The following is a 19,368-nucleotide window of genomic DNA, read 5'->3' as shown; positions in this document are numbered from 1 at the left end:
AAAAAAATGAGTGCAACTTTTGATAGAAGAACAGCCATAAAAGGCATTCTTGCAGGAACTGTGATTTTAGGAGTTTCATCAGATTTATTGGCTTTGGCTAATCCTAAAGAAGAACTTAAATTAAATTCGAATATGCTTAAAGGAAGAATTAATCATTCTGTAGCTCGTTGGTGCTTTAATGATTTTGATATAGAAACGCTTTGTTTGGAGGCTAAAAAGATTGGAATTACCGGTATTGATCTGGTTGGTCCAAAAGACTGGCCAATACTAAAAAAACATAATCTTATTTCGACTATGTGCAATGGTGCCGAATTAAATCTTGTGGATGGTTTCAATGACCCAAAATTTCATGAACAGTTGATTAAAAATTATACAGAAATGATTCCTTTGGTTGCTGAAGCCGGTTATAAAAACCTGATTTGCTTTAGTGGAAACCGAAGAGGAAAAACTGATGAAGAAGGCTGGAATAATTGTGTGCTTGGATTGCAAAAATTAATACCGTTGGCAGAGAAATATAAAGTCACTTTAGTTATGGAATTATTAAACAGCAAAATCAATCACAAAGATTATCAATGTAATAAAACAGCTTGGGGTGTAGAATTAGTGAAACGAATTAATTCTGAAAATTTTAAACTGCTATATGATATTTACCATATGCAAATTGACGAAGGCGATGTTATTAGAACAATCCAAGAAAACCATAACTACATTGTTCACTATCACACTGGCGGAGTTCCAGGTCGAAATGAAATTGATGAGACTCAAGAACTTAATTACGGTGCCATAATGAAAGCTATTGCAGATACTGGTTTTACGGGATTTGTGGGGCAAGAGTTTATTCCTAAACAAAAAGATAAAATAGCCTCTTTAAAAAAGGCAATTGCAATTTGTGACATTTAATAAAAGTAAAAACAATGATAAAGAGAAGAGATTTTATAATTAACAGCGGTCTGGCCTTAGGCGCATTGGCAATTGCTCCTTCCCTCGCCTTTACGGCCAAACAAAAAAGCATCGGTATTCAATTATATACTTTGAGAGAAGCATTTTCTAAAGACGTAAAAGGAGTTTTAGAACATGTGGCTAAGTCGGGATATAAGGAAGTGGAAACTTATGGGTACTCAAGTGACAAAGGATTTTTTGGCACTTCTGCAAAAGATTTCAAAAAAATGCTTACCGATAATGGTCTAAAAGCACCAAGTGGACATTATGATTTTAATTCTTTTATAAAAGACAATAATGCTGATTTTCTAAAAGCTTCTATTGAAAGTGCTAATCAATTAGGAAGTGAGTACATAGTTGTTCCTTATTTAGATGAAAAATTAAGAAGTGATTTAGATGATTTCAAAAGAATTGCTCAAAAAATAAATGAAGCAGCACTTTTATGTAAACAATCAGGATTAAAATTAGCTTACCATAACCATGATTTTGAGTTTAAAAAGTTTGGAAATCAAACGGGGTACGATATTTTATTGCAGGAAACAGATAAAAAGCTAGTTGATTTTGAATTGGATTTATATTGGGCAGTTCGTTCAGGAAATGATCCTTTGCAGTTGTTTAAAGCTAATCCTGGTCGATTTACAATGTGGCACGTAAAAGACATGGATAAATCCAAAACTGAATGGAATACTGAAATTGGAGAAGGAAGCATCAACTTTAAATCCATTTTTGCAGAAGCTAAGCTTTCTGGAATGCGGCACTTTTTTATCGAACAGGAAACCAATTATTCCCCAAATCCTGCGGATTCCATTAAAAAAAGTTTTGAATATGCTTCCAAAGAATTAATTTAATAGCAACTGTTAAAGAGAGACACTAAGATTACAAGGATTTTGGCAGTTTTTTTAAAATAAAGCCTTTAATGCAAAAGACCAGCAATTGCTGGTCTTTTGCATTAAATAAAACTTGGTGTTTTTAATTTATATTCTCAGAAAGAATATAAAAATCCTTATTTACTTCTATCTTTTCAATTTTAAAAGGACTGTTTAATTCAGTCCAATCTGATTTTGGGTTCAAGTTGACTTCAGATCCGTTTATAAAAACTTTCAGAGGCATTTCAAAACCAGAAACAGTATTTGTCCAACGGTATTTTAAAGTGTTTTCTTTAAAAGCATATTCAAATGTCGGAATTCGGGTATCTCTTAAATATTGATTAAAGAATGGGTTTAAATCCAATCCAGTCTGTTGGCTCAAGTAATTCTCAATTTGTTTAGTTGTTACTGTTTGGTGATAAAAAGCACTGTTCAAACCTCTCAATATAGTTCTCCATTTTGCATCGTCATTTACTAACTGGCGCAAAGTATGCAAAAAATTAGCTCCTTTGAAATACATGTCGGTACCTGAACTTTCGCTGTTTACATCATAATGACCAATAATAGGTTTGTCATTATGAATATTTTTTCGAATTCCTCTTACATACTCCGCTCCAGCATCTTTTCCATAATAAAATTCCACAAAAAGACTTTCTGAGTAACAGGTAAAACTTTCGTGAATCCACATGTCAGCAATATCTTTATAGGTAATATTATTGGCAAACCATTCGTGTCCTGATTCATGGATGATAATATAATCAAATTTGAGCCCCCAACCCGTTCCACTCCAATCACTCCCTAAATATCCATTTTGATATCTATTTCCATAGGTTACACAACTTTGGTGTTCCATCCCCAAATAAGGAGTTTCTACTAACTTATAGCTGTCTTCATAAAAGGGATATGGTCCAAACCAGTGTTCAAAAGCTTTCAGCATTCTGGGGACATCTTTGAATTGTGCTTTGGCTTTGGCCAAATTGTCTTTCAGAACATAATAAGTGCAGTCCAAATCACCTTTTTCTCCTTTGTATTTCTCAGAAAATGTAACATAATCTCCAATATTGATATTTACGCCATAATTATTGATCGGATTTTTTACAACCCAAGTATAGGTTTTAGTGCCATCATTTAATTCTTTTACGTTTTGCAGACGACCATTAGAAACGTCGGTCAGTTTTTTGGGAACATTCACACTGATTTTCATTCCTTCAACTTCATCATACATATGGTCTTTATTCGGCCACCAAACGCTGGCACCCAAACCTTGGCAGGAAGATGCAATAAAATTATTTCCGTTTTTATCTTTTTTCCAAGTGATGCCGCCATCCCAAGGCGGATTTACTGCTGTTTTTGGTTTTCCGTGATAAAATACTTTTATTTCTTTTGTATCACCAGCTTTTTGTGGCGTAGCCAATGTTATAAAAAAGGCATTGCCTTCTCTTTTGTATTTTAAGTCAGTTCCATCTTGCCTAACTTTGGTAATTTCCATCGGTTGCTGCAAATCAATCTGCATAACAGTATAAGGCTGCAGTACTTTATATTGAATCGTATTGGATCCGGTAATTGTGCTGTCTGCAGGATTTACTTTTATATCCAAAAAATAATATTTTAAATCCCACCAAGCTCTTTCTTTGGTAATGCTTCCACGTAAAGTATCCTGATGTGTAAAAGCAGTTTCAGACTTTTTGAGAAGTCCTTGTGCTTGAATTCCACTGGAAATTAAGAATGCAATTAATAACGTTTTTAGGTGTTTCTTCATGGATTTGGAAATTTTCAATCAAAATTACATACTTTTTTAAATATTTCACAGCATGGATTTGTTAATCGTAACAATTTTATTTTGGTGTGCCCCCTGAGTAAAAACTTCGGGGTAGGGTTTTACGTTCCCGTTTTTTTTAAACGGAGACCAAATAAAAAAGAGTTCCACTGCCCCCTCACGCGAGACAATAGGAATCATTTGCCATTAATTTTACATAATTCACATTTTTAATTAGGATACCGTTTTTAATAAAATTGCTTCGTTTCTTGTAAGGACTTTTAGTAAGTCTTTACAAGAAACAAAGCAATAACAATTGTTGTATCAAAATATAAAATTGGAGATACATTTAGTATATTTAATGTAATTGCAACAAAAAATAGAATGCAAATTTTATTTCTGACGACTTTTTAAAACGTTAACAACATCATTCAATTGATATCCTTTTGCCTGTAGTAAAATCAAATAATGAAAAAGTAAATCGGCACTTTCGCTCAAGAATAAATCATCATTATTATCCTTGGCCTCAATAACTACTTCCACAGCTTCCTCTCCAACTTTTTGAGCAATTTTATTGATTCCTTTTTCGAATAAAGAAGCTACATAACTTTTCTCTGAATCGGCATTTTCTCTTCGTACAGCAATTGTTTTTTCTAAATGTGTAATAAAACCATATTCTTGATTGTTAGGCTCTTGCCAGCAAGTATCTGAACCTGTATGACAAGTCGGACCTTCCGGTTTCGCCTGTATCAAAAACGTATCGTCATCGCAGTCATTTTTGATAGATACCAGATTTAAAAAATTACCGCTTTCCTCACCCTTTGTCCAAAGTCTTTGTTTGGAACGGCTGTAAAAAGTTACTTTTTTAGTATCCAAAGTTTTTTGATAGGCTTCGGCATTCATATAGCCAAGCATCAAAACATTTTTGGTTTCGCTATCTTGAATTATCGCCGGAATCAATCCGTGTGCGCTTTTTGAAAAATCTATGTCCATTTGTATAATTTAACGATTGAAAAATAAAAGATTATTCAATCTGATTTTCTATTCTCTAAATTCTAACCTCAATATTATTGCTTTTTAACTCGGCCTTCAATGTTTTAATTTCGATTTCCTTGAAATGAAATACGCTTGCCGCTAATGCCGCATCGGATTTGCCTTCTACAAATGTATCAACAAAATGCTGAATATTTCCAGCTCCGCCAGAAGCGATAATTGGAATATTTACTAATTCAGATAATTTAGCCAAAGCTTCATTAGCAAATCCGTTTTTAGTTCCGTCATGGTTCATCGAGGTAAAAAGAATTTCTCCTGCGCCTCTTTTTTCCACTTCCTGCGCCCAATCAAATAATTTGATTTCAGTAGGTACTTTTCCACCAACCAAATGCACAATCCATTCTCCGTCAATCTGCTTAGCATCTATTGCCACTACCACACATTGGCTTCCGAATTTTTGTGCCAAATCATTAATCAACTGCGGATTCTTAACCGCTGATGAATTGATGGAAACCTTATCCGCTCCGTTTTGAAGCAAAACTTCCACGTCTTCCACTGCTGAAATTCCGCCGCCGACAGTAAACGGAATATTAATAGTCGAAGCTACTTTGCGAACCAAATCGACTAAGGTTCTTCTTCTTTCCTCAGTTGCCGAAATATCCAGAAAAACCAATTCATCAGCACCTTCATCCGAATAGATTTTGGCCAATTCCACCGGATCGCCAGCATCACGCAAATCTACGAAATTAACGCCTTTTACGGTTCTTCCGTTTTTAATGTCTAGGCAAGGGATTATTCTTTTTGTTAACATTTTTTTTAATTGTTTTATGTAGAGATGCACTCCAGTGCATCTCTACGGTGCGTGCCTACAATGAAATAATATAATTTTCCAATTGTTTCAATGAAATCCTGCCTTCGTAAATTGCCTTTCCGATGATGGTTCCTTCACAGCCCAATTCGGCTAATTTAGGTAACTCATCAAATGTTGAAATTCCTCCTGAAGCGATTAATTTAATTCCTTTGGCTTCTAACAAAATTTTAGCATACAAATCAAAACTTGGCCCTTCCAGCATTCCGTCTTTTGCAATATCAGTGCAAATTACGTATTGAATTCCTTTACTTTGATAATCCTGAATAAATGGAACCAAATCTTCATCAGAATCTTCCAGCCAGCCTGAAACTGCTACTTTTTCGTTATTAGCATCAGCTCCCAAAATGATTTTACCCGAGCCGTATTCTGCAATCCATTTCTCGAAAATCTCACGATTTTTCACGGCAATACTTCCACCAGTGATTTGGTTGGCACCACTTTCAAAAGCGATTTTCAAATCAGAATCTGCTTTTAGTCCACCGCCAAAATCAATTTTTAATTTGGTTTGCGTGGCAATTTGTTCCAATATTTTATAATTAACAATTTTGCTGGATTTTGCTCCATCCAAATCCACCAAATGCAAGTATTCGATTCCGTGTGCTTCGAATGATTTGGCCACTTCCAGCGGATTTTCATTGTATATGATTTTGGTATTGTAGTCGCCTTTGGATAAGCGTACACATTTTCCTTCTATGATGTCTATTGCAGGTATTATTCTCATTGAGATTTTAGATTTTTGATTAACGATTGCTGATTTTAGATTTAAAAATTGCTATTGAAATTGAATTTTGAAATTACCATTGAAATTTATAATTTCAAAAAGTTCCCTAGAATTCGCTCTCCAACATCACCGCTTTTTTCAGGATGAAATTGCGTTCCGTAGAAATTATCATTTTCTAAGGCTGATGAATATTCCAACTCATACTCGGTAGTAGCAATCGTTTCAGCACAAAGAGGAGCGTAAAAACTATGCACCAAATACATATATTCATTTTCGGAAATTCCTTTGAATAAATCTGATTTCAGATTATAAATATTGTTCCAGCCCATTTGAGGAACTTTTACTTTTGAAGTGAATTTTACAACATCTACATCAAAAATCCCTAACCCTTTCGTGTCTCCTTCTTCAGATGAATTGCACATCAACTGCATTCCCAGACAAATTCCGAATACAGGCTGTTTCAGTGTTGGAATCAAAGTATCAAGACCACTTTGTTTTAGCATTTTCATGGCATAACTCGCCTCTCCCACTCCTGGAAAAATGACTTTATCTGCTGATTTTATTTCTTTCGGATCGTTGCTCAAAACCGCTTTGAATCCCAGTCTTTCGATGGCAAACATGATGCTTTGAATGTTTCCTGCTCCGTAATTTATAATTACTATTTTCATTTTCTTATTTAGTATAATGCGCTATTATTTTATTCACCAATCCTTTATCATCAAAAAACATTACTTCGATAGCCATCTTATTCATAATAGATTTGTAATATAATGCCACTGAATTGACACTTGAAGTAATTTCTATAAGCTCAAAATGTAAATCAGGAAACTTAGTTAAGGCTTTATTCCAATACTCTTTAACCGATTCTTTCCCGACAAGAGAACCGCTTTCGATTCCTCCAGCCAATTTTATCATTGGTGTAGTAATTTCTATATCTTCGGAATAATGTTTCATTATGTTTTCCAAATCATGAGAATTCCATGATTCAATCCATTCTTTAGCAAATTTTTGAGCATCCATAATTGGTAATATTAAAGCATTCCTTTTGTTGACGGCAAAATCATTTTCTCGGTATCACGTTTTACGGCCACTTTTATCGCTTTAGCAAAAGCTTTGAAGATGGCTTCGATTTTGTGATGTTCGTTGGTACCTTCCGCTTTGATGTTGATGTTGGCTTTTGCCCCATCAGAAAATGATTTGAAGAAATGATAAAACATCTCTGTTGGCATTTTTCCCACCATTTCACGTTTGAATTCCGTTTCCCAAACCAACCAGTTTCTGCCTCCAAAATCAATGGCTACCTGAGATAAGCAATCATCCATTGGTAAACAAAAACCGTATCTTTCAATTCCTAATTTATTGCCTAATGCTTTGGCAAAAACTTCTCCAAGCGCAATGGCAGTATCTTCAATCGTATGATGTTCGTCAACTTCTAAATCGCCTTTTACCAAAATTTCCAAGTCCATTTGTCCATGACGGGCAATTTGGTCAAGCATGTGATCGAAAAACGCAATTCCGGTATCGATTTTGCTTTTCCCTGTTCCGTCTAAGTTCAGATTGATGTAAATATCTGTTTCATTCGTTTTTCTTGTAATTGATGCCGAACGCGCTTCAAGTTTCAAAAACTCATAAATAGTTTTCCAATCAGTAGACTGCAAGGAAATGATTTCCTCTAATTCTTCTATTTTACTTGAGATTTCAGCCAATCCTAAATCGTCTTCCGATTTCATGAAAATAGCTTTTGCTCCTAAGTTTTTAGCTAATTCTACATCGGTAATTCGATCACCAAGAACGAATGAGTTAGCCAAATCGTAATTTGGGTTGTCAATGTATTTTGTCAGCATTCCTGTACGAGGTTTGCGAGTTGGCGCATTATCTTCCGGAAAAGAACGATCCACAAAAATATCATCAAACAGAACGCCTTCGTTTTCAAAAGCTCTTAAAATAAAGTTCTGCGTTGGCCAAAAAGTGTCTTCCGGAAAACTGTCGGTTCCCAATCCATCCTGATTAGTCACCATTACCAATTCGTAATCCATTTCTTTAGCAATTTTAGCCAAATATTGAAACGCTTTTGGGTAAAATTCTAATTTTTCTAAACTGTCTAATTGATATCCTTCCGGTTCTAATACAATCGTTCCGTCACGATCTATAAAAAGTACTTTCTTCATAGTTTATTTATTCCAGACTTAACAGAATTTAAAACTTGTTAGGTCTTAGTTGGTTAATTATGTAATGCTTCTATTAATTTTTTATTTTCTTCTTCTGTTCCAATAGTCAAACGCAAAGTATTTTCACAAAGCGGTTGCGTTGTTCTGTTACGTATTACAATTCCTTTAGCAATTAATTCATCGTAACGTTTGTTAGCATCATCCACTTTTATTAGGATAAAATTAGCCTCAGTCGGATAGATTTTTTCTACGAAAGATACTTTATCTAAAACTGAAAGTAATTCGGTTCTTTGTGCTATAATTGAGGTGATTTCGTTTGCAATTTTAGTTTCATCACTCAAACGCTCTAAAGCACGGAGCTGTGTTAATTCGTTCACGTTATAAGGCGGTTTGATTTTATTCAATACCGTAATTACTTCTGCAGATGCATAACAAACTCCCAAACGGATTCCTGCTAAGCCATAGGCTTTCGATAATGTTTGCGTGATGATTAAATTAGGATGCTGATCTAATTTTTGTAACCAGCCCTCTTTATCCGAAAAATCAATATAGGCTTCGTCAATAACCACAAAGCCATTGAATTTTTCCAACAATGTTCTTACGCTTTCTTCTGAAAAAGAATTCCCAGTAGGGTTATTTGGCGAACATAAAAAGATGATTTTGGTATTGGCATCAACTGCTTCAAAAATTTTCTCAATTTGTGGCTGAAAATCATTTGATAGCAATACTTCTCTGTTTTCTACAGCATTGATATTTGCCAAAACGCTATACATACCGTAAGTTGGCGGTAATGAGATAATGTTGTCAATTTTTGGCTCGCAGAAAGCCCTGAATAATAAATCTAAAACCTCATCACTCCCGTTTCCTAATAAAATTTGTTTTGGATTTACATTTTTCATTTTTCCCAAAACTACTTTTACATTGCCTTGTTGTGGGTCTGGATAGCGGTTTACACCGTTTTGATATGGATTTTCATTAGCATCCAAAAATATCATATCGGCCGTATCAAAATCCTCAAACTCGTCACGAGCCGAAGAATAGGGCTTTAATTTTTTGACGTTTTCACGTACTATAGTGTTTATATCGAAATTTTTCATATTCTTAATTTAAAAAAGAGTAAAGAAAATAGACTTCACTATGATTCCAACATCTTTATCTTATTCTCTTTTATCTATATTCTATGTTCTTTTTTCTATTTGTGCTAATCTCAATGTAACGGCATTTTTATGGGCTTGTAATCCCTCGGCTTCTGCCATTAGTTCAATAGCTGGACCAATATTTTGGATACCTTTTGGGCTTATTTTTTGAAAAGTCATTGATTTAGAAAAACTATCCAAATTTACGCCGCTATAATTCTTGGCATATCCGTTGGTTGGTAACGTATGATTGGTTCCAGAAGCATAATCTCCAGCGCTTTCGGGAGTATAATTCCCAATGAAAACTGATCCTGCATTACCAATATTATTTACATAAAAATCTTCGTCTTTGGTGCAAATAATAAAGTGTTCTGGACCATATTCATCGATTAATTCTAATGCAATTGTATCATTTTCAACAAAAATCAGTTTTGAATTGGCAATGGCTTTTTCTGCGATGGCTTTTCTTGGAAGAACGTCTAATTGAATTTGAACTTCTTTCTCAACTTCGTCCATCAATTCCTTTGAAGTAGAAACTAAAATTACCTGACTGTCTGTTCCATGTTCGGCTTGCGACAATAAATCGGATGCTATAAAAGCGGGAACAGCAGTATCATCGGCAACAATCAACAATTCAGAAGGGCCTGCAGGCATATCGATTGCTACGCCAAATTGAGTAGCTAATTGTTTGGCTACAGTCACAAACTGATTTCCTGGACCGAATATTTTATACACTTTTGGAATAGTAACAGTTCCAAAGGTCATTCCTGCAATTGCCTGAATTCCTCCTACTTTCAGTATTTTTGTTACTCCGCACAAATAAGCGGCGTATAAAATTGCTGGATTTATATTTCCTTGTTTATCTGGCGGCGAACACAATACTATTTCGTTACAGCCAGCCAGTTTTGCAGGCACAGCCAGCATTAACACTGTTGAAAATAAAGGAGCTGTTCCACCAGGAATGTATAGGCCAATTTTTTGGATTGGTCTTTTTTCCTGCCAGCAGTTTACGCCCTCAATAGTCTCCACTTCAATGCGGTTTGTTTTTTGGGCAGCGTGAAATTTTTCAATATTTGATTTTGCCAATTGGATGGCTTCTTTCAGTTCTTTGGAAATAGTTGCAATTGCAGTCGCTATTTCGGTTTGGGAAACTTCCAATTCAGGAACTGAAACACCATCAAAAAGAGAAGTATATTTTGCAACAGCAAAGTCACCTTTAGATTGTACTTCTTTAAAAATTCCTTTTACAGTTGCTTCAATATCATCAACTGTTTTTGTAGGTCTTTCTAAAATGGAAGACCAAGTTTCTGGTTTTGGGCTGTATATTTTATTCATTTTTTAATCAAAGATTTTAATTGTAATTTTTTCTAATTTCTAACTTCTGAAATCGGATTTTACAACACCATTTTCTCAATTGGACACACTAAGATTCCTTCGGCTCCAACATCTTTCAGTTTATCAATTACTTCCCAAAAAGTATCTTTATCAATTACTGAGTGTACACTGCTCCAGCCTTCTTCCGCCAATGGCAAAACGGTTAAGCTTCGCAATACGGGAAGGATTTTTCCAACTTCTTCAATTTTGTCATTAGGAACATTCATCAAAATATATCTTGATTTTCTAGCTCTCAAAACTGACTCGATGCGGAATTTTAAAGTATCAATTAATTTTTGATTTTCAGGATTAATTTTTGGAGAAACCGCCAAAACCGCTTCACTTTTTAAGATAACTTCTACTTCTTTTAAATTATTTTTGAATAAAGTGCTGCCGCTTGATACAATATCCACAATCGCATCGGCAAGACCAATATTTGGAGCAATTTCAACAGATCCCGATATTTGGTGAATATCTACACTTAATCCAAAGGATGCGAAGTAATCAGTAACAGTATTAGGGTAAGAAGTAGCAATGCGCAATCCGTCTAAATCTTTTATGGAATCATATTCGAATGCTTTAGGAACTGCTACAGAAACTCTGCATTTTGAAAAGCCTAATTTTTGCACCACTTGAATTCCTTTGCCTTTCTCTACCAAAAGGTTGTCACCAACGATAGCGGCATCAACAACACCATCTATCAAGTATTGCGGGATATCTGAATTTCTAAGAAATAAAACTTCTAAAGGGAAGTTGGTAGCTTCTGCTTTCAACTGATCGTTTCCATTGTCTATAGAAATACCGCAGTCTTTTAGGATTTGAATACTTTCTTCGTTTAAACGGCCCGATTTTTGAATTGCAATTTTAAGTGTACTCATTGTTTAGTTTTTTTGTTTTTAGTTTTTGAATTAATGTTTGAGTACAAAGAATAGGTAATAAAAAACCCGCTTGATGTACTCAAACGGGTTTAGATTATTGTGATTTACACGCATACCATTAACACATCGCTTGAGAGCAATTATGAGAATGATGATGATGTAATTGAATTGATAACATAACTTTATAAAATTAAATAACTCTTTGTTTCTTTTGCAAATATAGAGCATAAATTAATAATAATCCAATTTTTATTTTAACGTTTGAATAAGTATTTGTTAAATTAAAAATTTTTGAACTATTCATTGAATAAAAATTAAAACACCCAATTGATATTGCTTTTTACACAGTACCAAAGAGGTGTTTTAAACCAACTTTAAAATAATTACTACTAAACTGCGACTAACTTAAAACTGGTTCTAAAGAAGGTCCGGCTGCGACTAAGCGTTTTCCTTCTTCAGTATCAGTGTATTGTTCAAAATTTTTGATATAACGTGCAGATAAGTCTTTTGCTTTGTTTTCCCATTCCTCAACATTTCTGTAAGTATCTCTTGGGTCTAAAATTCCTTCGCTAACATTTGTTAATGCTGTTGGGATAGTTAGGTTTAAGAAAGGAACAGTTGTTGTTTCTGCAGTATCGATCTCACTGTTGATAATTGCATCAATGATTGCTCTAGTGTTTTTAAGAGAAATTCTTTTCCCTGTTCCATTCCAACCTGTATTAACTAAATAGGCGCTTGCACCATGTTCTTTCATTTTTCCAATTAATGTTTTAGAATACATTGTTGGGTGTAATGTTAAGAAAGCTTCACCAAATGCTGGAGAGAAAGATGGTTCTGGAGAAGTAATTCCTCTTTCGGTTCCTGCTAATTTAGAAGTATAGCCGCATAAAAAGTGGTATTGTGCCTGATCCTCATCCAAGATAGATACTGGAGGCAATACTCCAAATGCATCTGCTGACAAGTAAATGATTTTCTTAGCGTGTCCAGCTTTAGACGGTAATACAATTTTGTTGATGTGATAAATTGGGTAAGATACTCTTGAGTTTTCAGTGATTGAGTGATCATTGTAATCAATTTCTCCATACTCATCTACAATAACATTTTCTAATAAAGCGTCTCTTTTGATAGCTCTCCAAATGTCCGGCTCATTTTCTTCAGATAAATCAATTACTTTAGCATAACAGCCTCCTTCATAGTTGAATACTCCATTGTTGTCCCATCCGTGTTCGTCATCACCAATTAAGTATCTTTTTGGATCTGCAGAAAGTGTAGTTTTTCCAGTTCCTGAAAGTCCGAAGAATACAGCAACATCTCCTTTTTCTCCAACGTTAGCAGAACAGTGCATAGAAGCCATTCCTTTTAGCGGCAAATAATAGTTCATCATAGAGAACATACCTTTCTTCATTTCGCCTCCGTACCAAGTTCCTCCAATAATCTGAATTTTTTCGGTAAGGTTAAACACTACAAAGTTTTCAGAGTTTAATCCTTGCTCTCTCCAATTTGGATTTACTGTTTTTGAACCGTTCATTACAATGAAATCAGGCTGCCCAAAGTTTTCCAACTCGTAATTTGAAGGTCTGATGAACATATTAGTAACAAAGTGTGCCTGCCAAGCTACTTCCATAACGAAACGTACTTTCAATCTTGTGTCAGCATTTGTTCCGCAAAAGGCATCAACTACATATAATTTTGGAGATGTAGAAAGCTGTTTTAGAACTAATCCTTTCAATTCATCGTAGATTCCTTGACTTGTTGGAAAATTTACTTTATCATCCCAATAGATAGTATCTTTTGAAACTGAGTCTTTAACAATGTATCTGTCTTTTGGAGAACGTCCTGTAAAAACTCCTGTTTTTACGGCAACAGCACCAGTATCTGTTAAAGCGCCTTTTTCATATCCTTTTCTTTTATTAGAAACTTCAGCTTTGAACAATTCCTCATAAGAAGGGTTGTATACTACTTCATGGTATCCTGTAATTCCTAAATTGTGCAGTTCCTGAATAATTTTGATGTTTTTCATAATGTACGTATTTTATTATAATTTGATGTGTTATTTTCTATACCAAAATTACTTCAGTTACTAACTAAAAAACCTGATTTTTATCATGTTTTGAAGAAAAATATGCGCAAACGTTTTCGTTTTTGGGGTTGTTTTACAAAGAGATACGATTATCTTTTATTGATTTTTTCGTGATAAATACGTTTTGGTTTTTTTGGAAAGAAAATAAATTTAAACCTGATTTTTGTCATATAAAATTACCAAAAAAAATAATTTATTTACKTTATATTTTCATTAAAAAAAGCAACAGTTATGTTTGAATGGTTTAACGTTTTGTTTACTCCGACGGATACGCCGGAAATGACACAGTCATTGATAGTATTGTTTATGGCTATTAGCATTGGTTTTTTTGCAGGTAAAATAAAAATCGGCAATGTTTCTCTGGGAGTTTCCGCTGTAATGTTTGTGGGGCTGTTTTTGGGACATTTGGGATTTACTATGGAAGCCGAATTGATCCAATTCGTGAGAGAGTTTGGTTTAATTCTGTTTGTTTATGGTATTGGTATTCAGGTTGGTCCAACTTTCTTTTCCTCTTTTAAAAAGGAAGGTCTAATTTTTAATGCTTTAGGAGTTGGAACCGTCTTTTTGGGAGGCATTATTACTTGGCTGCTTTATTTAGCCGCTAATGTAAAAGTCGAAAATGCCGTTGGGCTAATGTCCGGTTCGGTTACAAATACTCCGGGGTTAGGAGCGGCAAAGTCAACTCTTATTGAAATTCAAAAGCAGTTAAATCTCCCCGCTGATCATTTTTCAGATCCTGCTGTTGCTTATGCTATTACATATCCCATTGGCGTTTTTGGAATAATTATGATTATAATTTTGGCCAAGAACATATTGAAAATTGATTTATCAAATGAGGTAGTGCTTCTTAATAATAAGAATAAAGATTCGGAGAATAAAATAGTGCGTCAAAAATGCAGAGTAACCCATCCTGAAGTAATAGGGAAAACTATCCGTCAGGTGTTCAGAGAATTTGCTATCGACGGTGTTATTATTTCGAGACAAAAACAAAGCGGGACAAAAGTGGTTTTTTCTCCTTCATTAGATTCGGTTCTAAAAGACAAAGACGTTTTGATGGTTGTAGCCAAACAAAAAGACATTAATAAATTTATTGATATTGTTGGAAAAGTATCGACTGATTTATTCATTGAGTCAGAAAATGATGTTACGGCTAAAATCCTTAGCGTTACTAAAAAAACGGCTACGCATAAGACACTGGCACAGTTGGATTTATATAACCAATTTGGATTGAAAGTTACCCGTGTAGTCCGTTCGGGGTTAGAAATTTTGGCGCAGCCTGCATTAGAGCTTTATTATGGTGATACGTTGATGATTGTCGGCAATAAAGAAGCTATTGAAGAGGCTGAAAAAATCATAGGAAATTCAAAGAAAATACTTTTAGAGCCAGATTTTCTTTCTCTTTTCGGGGGATTGATTTTTGGAGTTGTTATTGGGTCTATTCCAATTATGATACCTTCATTGCCAGTTCCTTTAAAATTAGGATTAGCTGCAGGTCCGCTTTTGGCAGCTTTATTTATTAGCCGATATGGAGGTGTTGGAGTAATTCATTCTTATATCAATAATGGAGCGATTCATTTCATGAAGGATTTTGGCATTTGTTTATTTTTTGCAGCTGTTGGGATTAAAGCAGGACATGGCTTCTATGAAAATTTTATAGCAAATGATGGCTGGATGTGGATTTATTATGGTTGCTATATTACGTTTATACCTTTGATAGTCTTAGTTTTAGTCAGCAGATTTATATTTAAGCTTAATTTCTATCAAATGGTTGGGATCATGAGCGGTTCCTATACCGATCCTGCTGCATTAGCTTTCAGTACAAAATATTTAGATTCGGATATTCCTAATCAATCGTATGCTACGGTTTATCCTTTGGTAACTATAAGCAGAATTTTAGTCGCACAATTATTGATATTGCTCTTAGCAAGCTGATGTGTTATAGGTTTGCTTTAATTGAAAAGAGGTTGCCTATTGAAATTTAGACAGCCTCTTTTCTTATAAAACGGAATCTCGCCTGAATGCTTTTTATTGTTTTAAGTTAATATTCTAAAAGGGTTTTTAATTCCTTTTCGAATCGGCCTTTCGGCAAATATTGATCTTCCAATGCCTTTGTAAACGGAATTGGAGAATCTAAACTGGCCACACGTTTTACAGGTGCATCCAAATATTCAAAACAATTTTCCATAATCAATGCCGAAATATCGCTGGCAATACCGCCAAACATAGAATCTTCCTGATAAATAATTGCTTTTCCCGTCTTTTTAACTGAGGTAAATATAGTTTCAGTATCCAATGGCTGTAAGGTTCTTAAATCCAGTATATCGGCTCTTATTTCAGTGTTCTTGTCTAATGTTTCCAATGCCCAATGTATTGCGGCTCCAAAAGAGATAATAGTAACATCATTACCTTCTCTAAGCAAAGCGGCTTTACCTAATGGAATGGTATAATATTGGGTTGGCACGTCTTGCGACAAACTTCTGTATAATTGTTTGTGTTCAAAGAAAAGCACAGGATTTGGATCATTGATGGAAGCATTCAGCAAACCTTTAGCATCGTATGGAAATGCGGGATAAACGACTTTTAAACCTGGTGTTTTGGTGAACCAGGCTTCATTAGTTTGAGAATGAAAAGGTCCGGCTTGTGTTCCGCCGCCGCAAGGCATCCGAACCACAACATCGGCGTTTTCTAACCAACGATAATGTGATTTGGCTAATAAATTTACTATTGGATTAAATCCTGTGGAAACAAAATCGGCAAATTGCATTTCGACAATGGCTTTATATCCGTTAATGGACAATCCCATCGCGGCAGAAACGACAGCGCTTTCGCAAATGGGCGTATTCCGAACGCGTTCTTTGCCAAATTGAGCTACAAAGCCATCCGTTATCTTGAAAGCGCCTCCATATTCGGCAATATCCTGTCCCATGATAACTGATTTTTTATGCCGTTCCATCGATTGGCGCAAACTGCTGGATATAGCATCTATAAAGCGGCTATTTTCCGTTTCCGTATTAGGATGAAATTCTTCGTGAATATAGGGTTTGTATACATCATTTAGTTCTTCTTCGTATGAAGGTTCTATTTCTGGTTCGGCATTTGCTAAAGCCCAGCTTTCATCGATATCTTTTTTTATTTCTTGCTGGACTTCTGCATCATATTCCGCCGTTAAGATACCGTTTTGATATAAATAGCTTCTGTAATTGTCTACGGGGTCTTTTGCTGCCCATAAATTCATTAATTCCTGCGGAACATATTTAGTACCGCTCGCCTCTTCATGTCCGCGCATTCGGAAAGTCTTGAATTCTAATAAAATTGGACGAGGGTTTTCAATCATCGATGCTTTTAATTCGGTTAACAAATTAAAAATTTCCAAAATATTATTTCCGTCAACGATATAGCTTTCGATTCCGTAACCTATTCCTTTGTCAGCGAGGTTTTCGCAACGATACTGCTCGTTTGTTGGTGTGGATAATCCGTATCCGTTATTTTCAATGATAAACAGAACAGGCAGGTCCCAAACCGCCGCAATGTTCAAAGCTTCATGAAAATCGCCTTCACTCGTTGCTCCTTCACCAGTAAAAACAGCTGTTACTTTTCCGTTTTTCTCTAATTTATTGGCTAATGCTATTCCATCGGCAACACCCATTTGAGGTCCCAGATGTGAAATCATTCCGATAATTTTATAAAACTGTGTTCCAAAGTGAAAGCTCCGGTCTCTTCCTTTGGTAAAACCATTGGCTTTGCCCTGCCATTGTGAAAAAAGCCGTTGTAAAGGGATGTCTCTTCCTGTAAACACACCTAGGTTGCGATGCATTGGCAGGATATATTCATCAGCATCCAAAACTGCGGTTACTCCTGCTGCAATAGCTTCCTGTCCAATTCCGGAAAACCATTTGGACACTTTTCCCTGTCGGATTAGAATTAGCATTTTTTCTTCGACTAATCGGGGTTTCAGAATTTTTTTATAGAGATTTAATAAGGTATCGTTTGAGAGATTTTTTCGGTCAAAGTTCATTTTTTTGGGGTATTTATAATGTATTTCAAATATAGATAAATATAACAGTATGACGGCTAAATGTTGTATTTATTATAAATTTGAATAGATTTTAAAAAGAGTTAATTATTTTATTCTATATATTTGTAGTTACGAAGTTTTAGGCTTCTAAAGTATTAAATACAGACATAATATGCAAAACATTCCTAGTGTTGACTTGCGTGATTTCCTTTCGGACGACCCGAAACGTAAACAAAAATTTGTAAATGAAATCGGAAGTGCATTCGAAGATATAGGCTTCGTAGCGCTCAAAGGGCATTTTTTAAACGACCAATTAGTTGATGAATTGTATGGCGAAATCAGGAATTTCTTTTCATTGCCATTAGAAACAAAACACAGCTATGAAATTCCTGGGATTGGAGGTCAAAGAGGTTATGTTTCTTTTGGAAAAGAACATGCCAAAGGCCGAAAAGAAGGAGATTTAAAAGAGTTTTGGCATTTTGGACAATATGTGGACAAAGATTCCAAATATGCTTCTGAATATCCTGAAAATGTTGCCGTAAAAGAATTGCCTCGTTTTAATGCTGTAGGTAAGGAAGCTTACCAAATGCTTGAAAAAACTGGAGTTTATGTGTTGAGAGCTTTGGCATTGTACCTTGGATTGGATGAATTTTATTTTGACGAATACGCCAAAGAAGGAAATTCAATCTTAAGACCAATTCACTATCCTCCTATTACATCAGAACCTGAGAATGCCATTCGTGCCGCAGCCCATGGCGATATCAACTTGATTACTTTGCTGATGGGTGCTCAAGGTAAGGGGTTACAGGTACAAAACCATAATGGTGATTGGATAGATGCAGTTGCAGAACCAGATGAATTGGTGATTAATGTAGGAGATATGTTATCGCGTCATACCAATAATAAACTGAAATCTACGATTCATCAAGTGGTGAATCCTCCAAGAGAGTTATGGGGAACTTCTCGTTATTCTATTCCGTTTTTTATGCACCCGGTAAGTGATATGAAATTGGATTGTTTAGAGAACTGCATTGATGCCGAAAATCCTAAAAAATTTGAGGATATTACTGCCGGAGACTATTTATATGAACGCCTGGTTGACTTAGGTTTAATTAAAAAGTAAAAAAAATTGATTCCAAAACTAAAATTCCAAATTCCAATGATACACTTTTGGGATTTGGAATTTAGTTTTATATAATTTGAAAAAAAATGGATTTACAAGACCAATTAAAGAATCTTTTCCCAGATCACGAAATGTCTCCCGAAGAGATAGTTGAAAACGAGCCGCATGAGTTATATGTTCAAAAAGAACCTATGATCTGCAAATTCGAAAAAAGAAAAGGAAAAGCAACCACTATAATTGAGGGTTATGAAGGAACGGATGAAGATTTTAAAATCTTAGCCAAAGAAATTAAAACCAAACTGAGTGTTGGTGGTACTTTTAAAGATGATTCGATTATTATTCAAGGTGATTACCGTGATAAAATAATGACTATTCTAAAGGAAAAGGGATTTAAAGTAAAACGTGTTGGAGGATAAAGATTTTAGAATGCAGATTTTAGAATTTAGAT

The 19,368-nt window shown here is 34.9% G+C and carries 17 protein-coding genes; 5 read left to right on the top strand and 12 right to left on the bottom strand.

Annotated features, from left to right (window positions below; translation table 11 throughout):
- Nucleotides 1-6 precede the first annotated feature (6 nt).
- Entirely contained in the window at nt 7-900 is an 894-nt protein-coding gene (locus AC1DVP_RS10520; RefSeq protein ID WP_477183423.1) for a hydroxypyruvate isomerase family protein, read from the top strand.
- A 14-nt stretch (nt 901-914) separates the two neighbouring features.
- Nucleotides 915-1,787 carry a sugar phosphate isomerase/epimerase family protein gene (locus AC1DVP_RS10515; protein ID WP_477183422.1) on the top strand — a complete coding sequence of 291 codons (873 nt, stop codon included), beginning with the start codon at nt 915-917 and terminating at the stop codon, nt 1,785-1,787.
- Between the two features lie 121 nt (nt 1,788-1,908).
- On the opposite strand, the gene AC1DVP_RS10510 is transcribed toward AC1DVP_RS10515, so the two are convergent.
- The 11 genes from AC1DVP_RS10510 to pckA form a co-directional block, all read right to left on the bottom strand.
- On the bottom strand, nt 1,909-3,564 hold the full coding sequence (locus AC1DVP_RS10510) for a M1 family metallopeptidase (RefSeq protein WP_477183421.1): 1,656 nt from the start codon (nt 3,562-3,564) through the stop codon (nt 1,909-1,911).
- 390 nt (nt 3,565-3,954) lie between these two features.
- Complete coding sequence (gene hisIE / locus AC1DVP_RS10505) at nt 3,955-4,554, bottom strand: bifunctional phosphoribosyl-AMP cyclohydrolase/phosphoribosyl-ATP diphosphatase HisIE (RefSeq protein WP_477183420.1); 600 nt, start codon at nt 4,552-4,554, stop codon at nt 3,955-3,957.
- A gap of 55 nt (nt 4,555-4,609) precedes the next feature.
- Nucleotides 4,610-5,365 carry an imidazole glycerol phosphate synthase subunit HisF gene (gene hisF, locus AC1DVP_RS10500; protein WP_477183419.1) on the bottom strand — a complete coding sequence of 252 codons (756 nt, stop codon included), beginning with the start codon at nt 5,363-5,365 and terminating at the stop codon, nt 4,610-4,612.
- A gap of 55 nt (nt 5,366-5,420) precedes the next feature.
- Nucleotides 5,421-6,146: a 1-(5-phosphoribosyl)-5-[(5-phosphoribosylamino)methylideneamino]imidazole-4-carboxamide isomerase gene (gene hisA, locus AC1DVP_RS10495; RefSeq protein WP_477183418.1), complete on the bottom strand. Its 726-nt coding sequence runs from the start codon at nt 6,144-6,146 to the stop codon at nt 5,421-5,423.
- 86 nt (nt 6,147-6,232) lie between these two features.
- Nucleotides 6,233-6,814, bottom strand: a complete 582-nt coding sequence (gene hisH / locus AC1DVP_RS10490; RefSeq protein ID WP_477183417.1) for an imidazole glycerol phosphate synthase subunit HisH — start codon at nt 6,812-6,814, stop codon at nt 6,233-6,235.
- Nucleotides 6,815-6,818: 4 nt separating this feature from the next.
- On the bottom strand, nt 6,819-7,166 hold the full coding sequence (locus tag AC1DVP_RS10485; RefSeq protein ID WP_477183416.1) for a nuclear transport factor 2 family protein: 348 nt from the start codon (nt 7,164-7,166) through the stop codon (nt 6,819-6,821).
- Between the two features lie 11 nt (nt 7,167-7,177).
- Entirely contained in the window at nt 7,178-8,314 is a 1,137-nt protein-coding gene (gene hisB / locus AC1DVP_RS10480; RefSeq protein WP_477183415.1) for a bifunctional histidinol-phosphatase/imidazoleglycerol-phosphate dehydratase HisB, read from the bottom strand.
- A gap of 53 nt (nt 8,315-8,367) precedes the next feature.
- Nucleotides 8,368-9,411, bottom strand: a complete 1,044-nt coding sequence (hisC, locus tag AC1DVP_RS10475; protein WP_477183414.1) for a histidinol-phosphate transaminase — start codon at nt 9,409-9,411, stop codon at nt 8,368-8,370.
- An 81-nt stretch (nt 9,412-9,492) separates the two neighbouring features.
- Complete coding sequence (gene hisD / locus AC1DVP_RS10470) at nt 9,493-10,785, bottom strand: histidinol dehydrogenase (protein ID WP_477183413.1); 1,293 nt, start codon at nt 10,783-10,785, stop codon at nt 9,493-9,495.
- 59 nt (nt 10,786-10,844) lie between these two features.
- The gene (hisG, locus tag AC1DVP_RS10465) at nt 10,845-11,702 is read right to left on the bottom strand and encodes an ATP phosphoribosyltransferase (protein ID WP_477183412.1); all 858 of its coding nucleotides are present in this window, start codon (nt 11,700-11,702) and stop codon (nt 10,845-10,847) included.
- Between the two features lie 400 nt (nt 11,703-12,102).
- The gene (gene pckA / locus AC1DVP_RS10460; protein ID WP_477183411.1) at nt 12,103-13,722 is read right to left on the bottom strand and encodes a phosphoenolpyruvate carboxykinase (ATP); all 1,620 of its coding nucleotides are present in this window, start codon (nt 13,720-13,722) and stop codon (nt 12,103-12,105) included.
- A gap of 291 nt (nt 13,723-14,013) precedes the next feature.
- On the opposite strand from pckA, the gene AC1DVP_RS10455 reads away from it, so the two are divergent.
- The gene (locus tag AC1DVP_RS10455; RefSeq protein ID WP_477183410.1) at nt 14,014-15,714 is read left to right on the top strand and encodes a putative transporter; all 1,701 of its coding nucleotides are present in this window, start codon (nt 14,014-14,016) and stop codon (nt 15,712-15,714) included.
- 106 nt (nt 15,715-15,820) lie between these two features.
- On the opposite strand, the gene AC1DVP_RS10450 is transcribed toward AC1DVP_RS10455, so the two are convergent.
- Entirely contained in the window at nt 15,821-17,797 is a 1,977-nt protein-coding gene (locus AC1DVP_RS10450; RefSeq protein ID WP_477183409.1) for an alpha-ketoacid dehydrogenase subunit alpha/beta, read from the bottom strand.
- A gap of 172 nt (nt 17,798-17,969) precedes the next feature.
- On the opposite strand from AC1DVP_RS10450, the gene AC1DVP_RS10445 reads away from it, so the two are divergent.
- Both AC1DVP_RS10445 and AC1DVP_RS10440 read left to right on the top strand, forming a co-directional pair.
- Complete coding sequence (locus AC1DVP_RS10445; protein ID WP_477183408.1) at nt 17,970-18,920, top strand: isopenicillin N synthase family dioxygenase; 951 nt, start codon at nt 17,970-17,972, stop codon at nt 18,918-18,920.
- A gap of 86 nt (nt 18,921-19,006) precedes the next feature.
- The gene (locus AC1DVP_RS10440) at nt 19,007-19,336 is read left to right on the top strand and encodes a translation initiation factor (RefSeq protein ID WP_477183407.1); all 330 of its coding nucleotides are present in this window, start codon (nt 19,007-19,009) and stop codon (nt 19,334-19,336) included.
- The last annotated feature ends 32 nt before the right edge of the window (nt 19,337-19,368 follow it).

The organism is Flavobacterium sp. P3_A6, assembly GCF_056403035.1.
The sequence above is the reverse complement of the archived record's forward strand: the minus strand, read 5'-3'. Positions and strand labels throughout refer to the sequence as shown.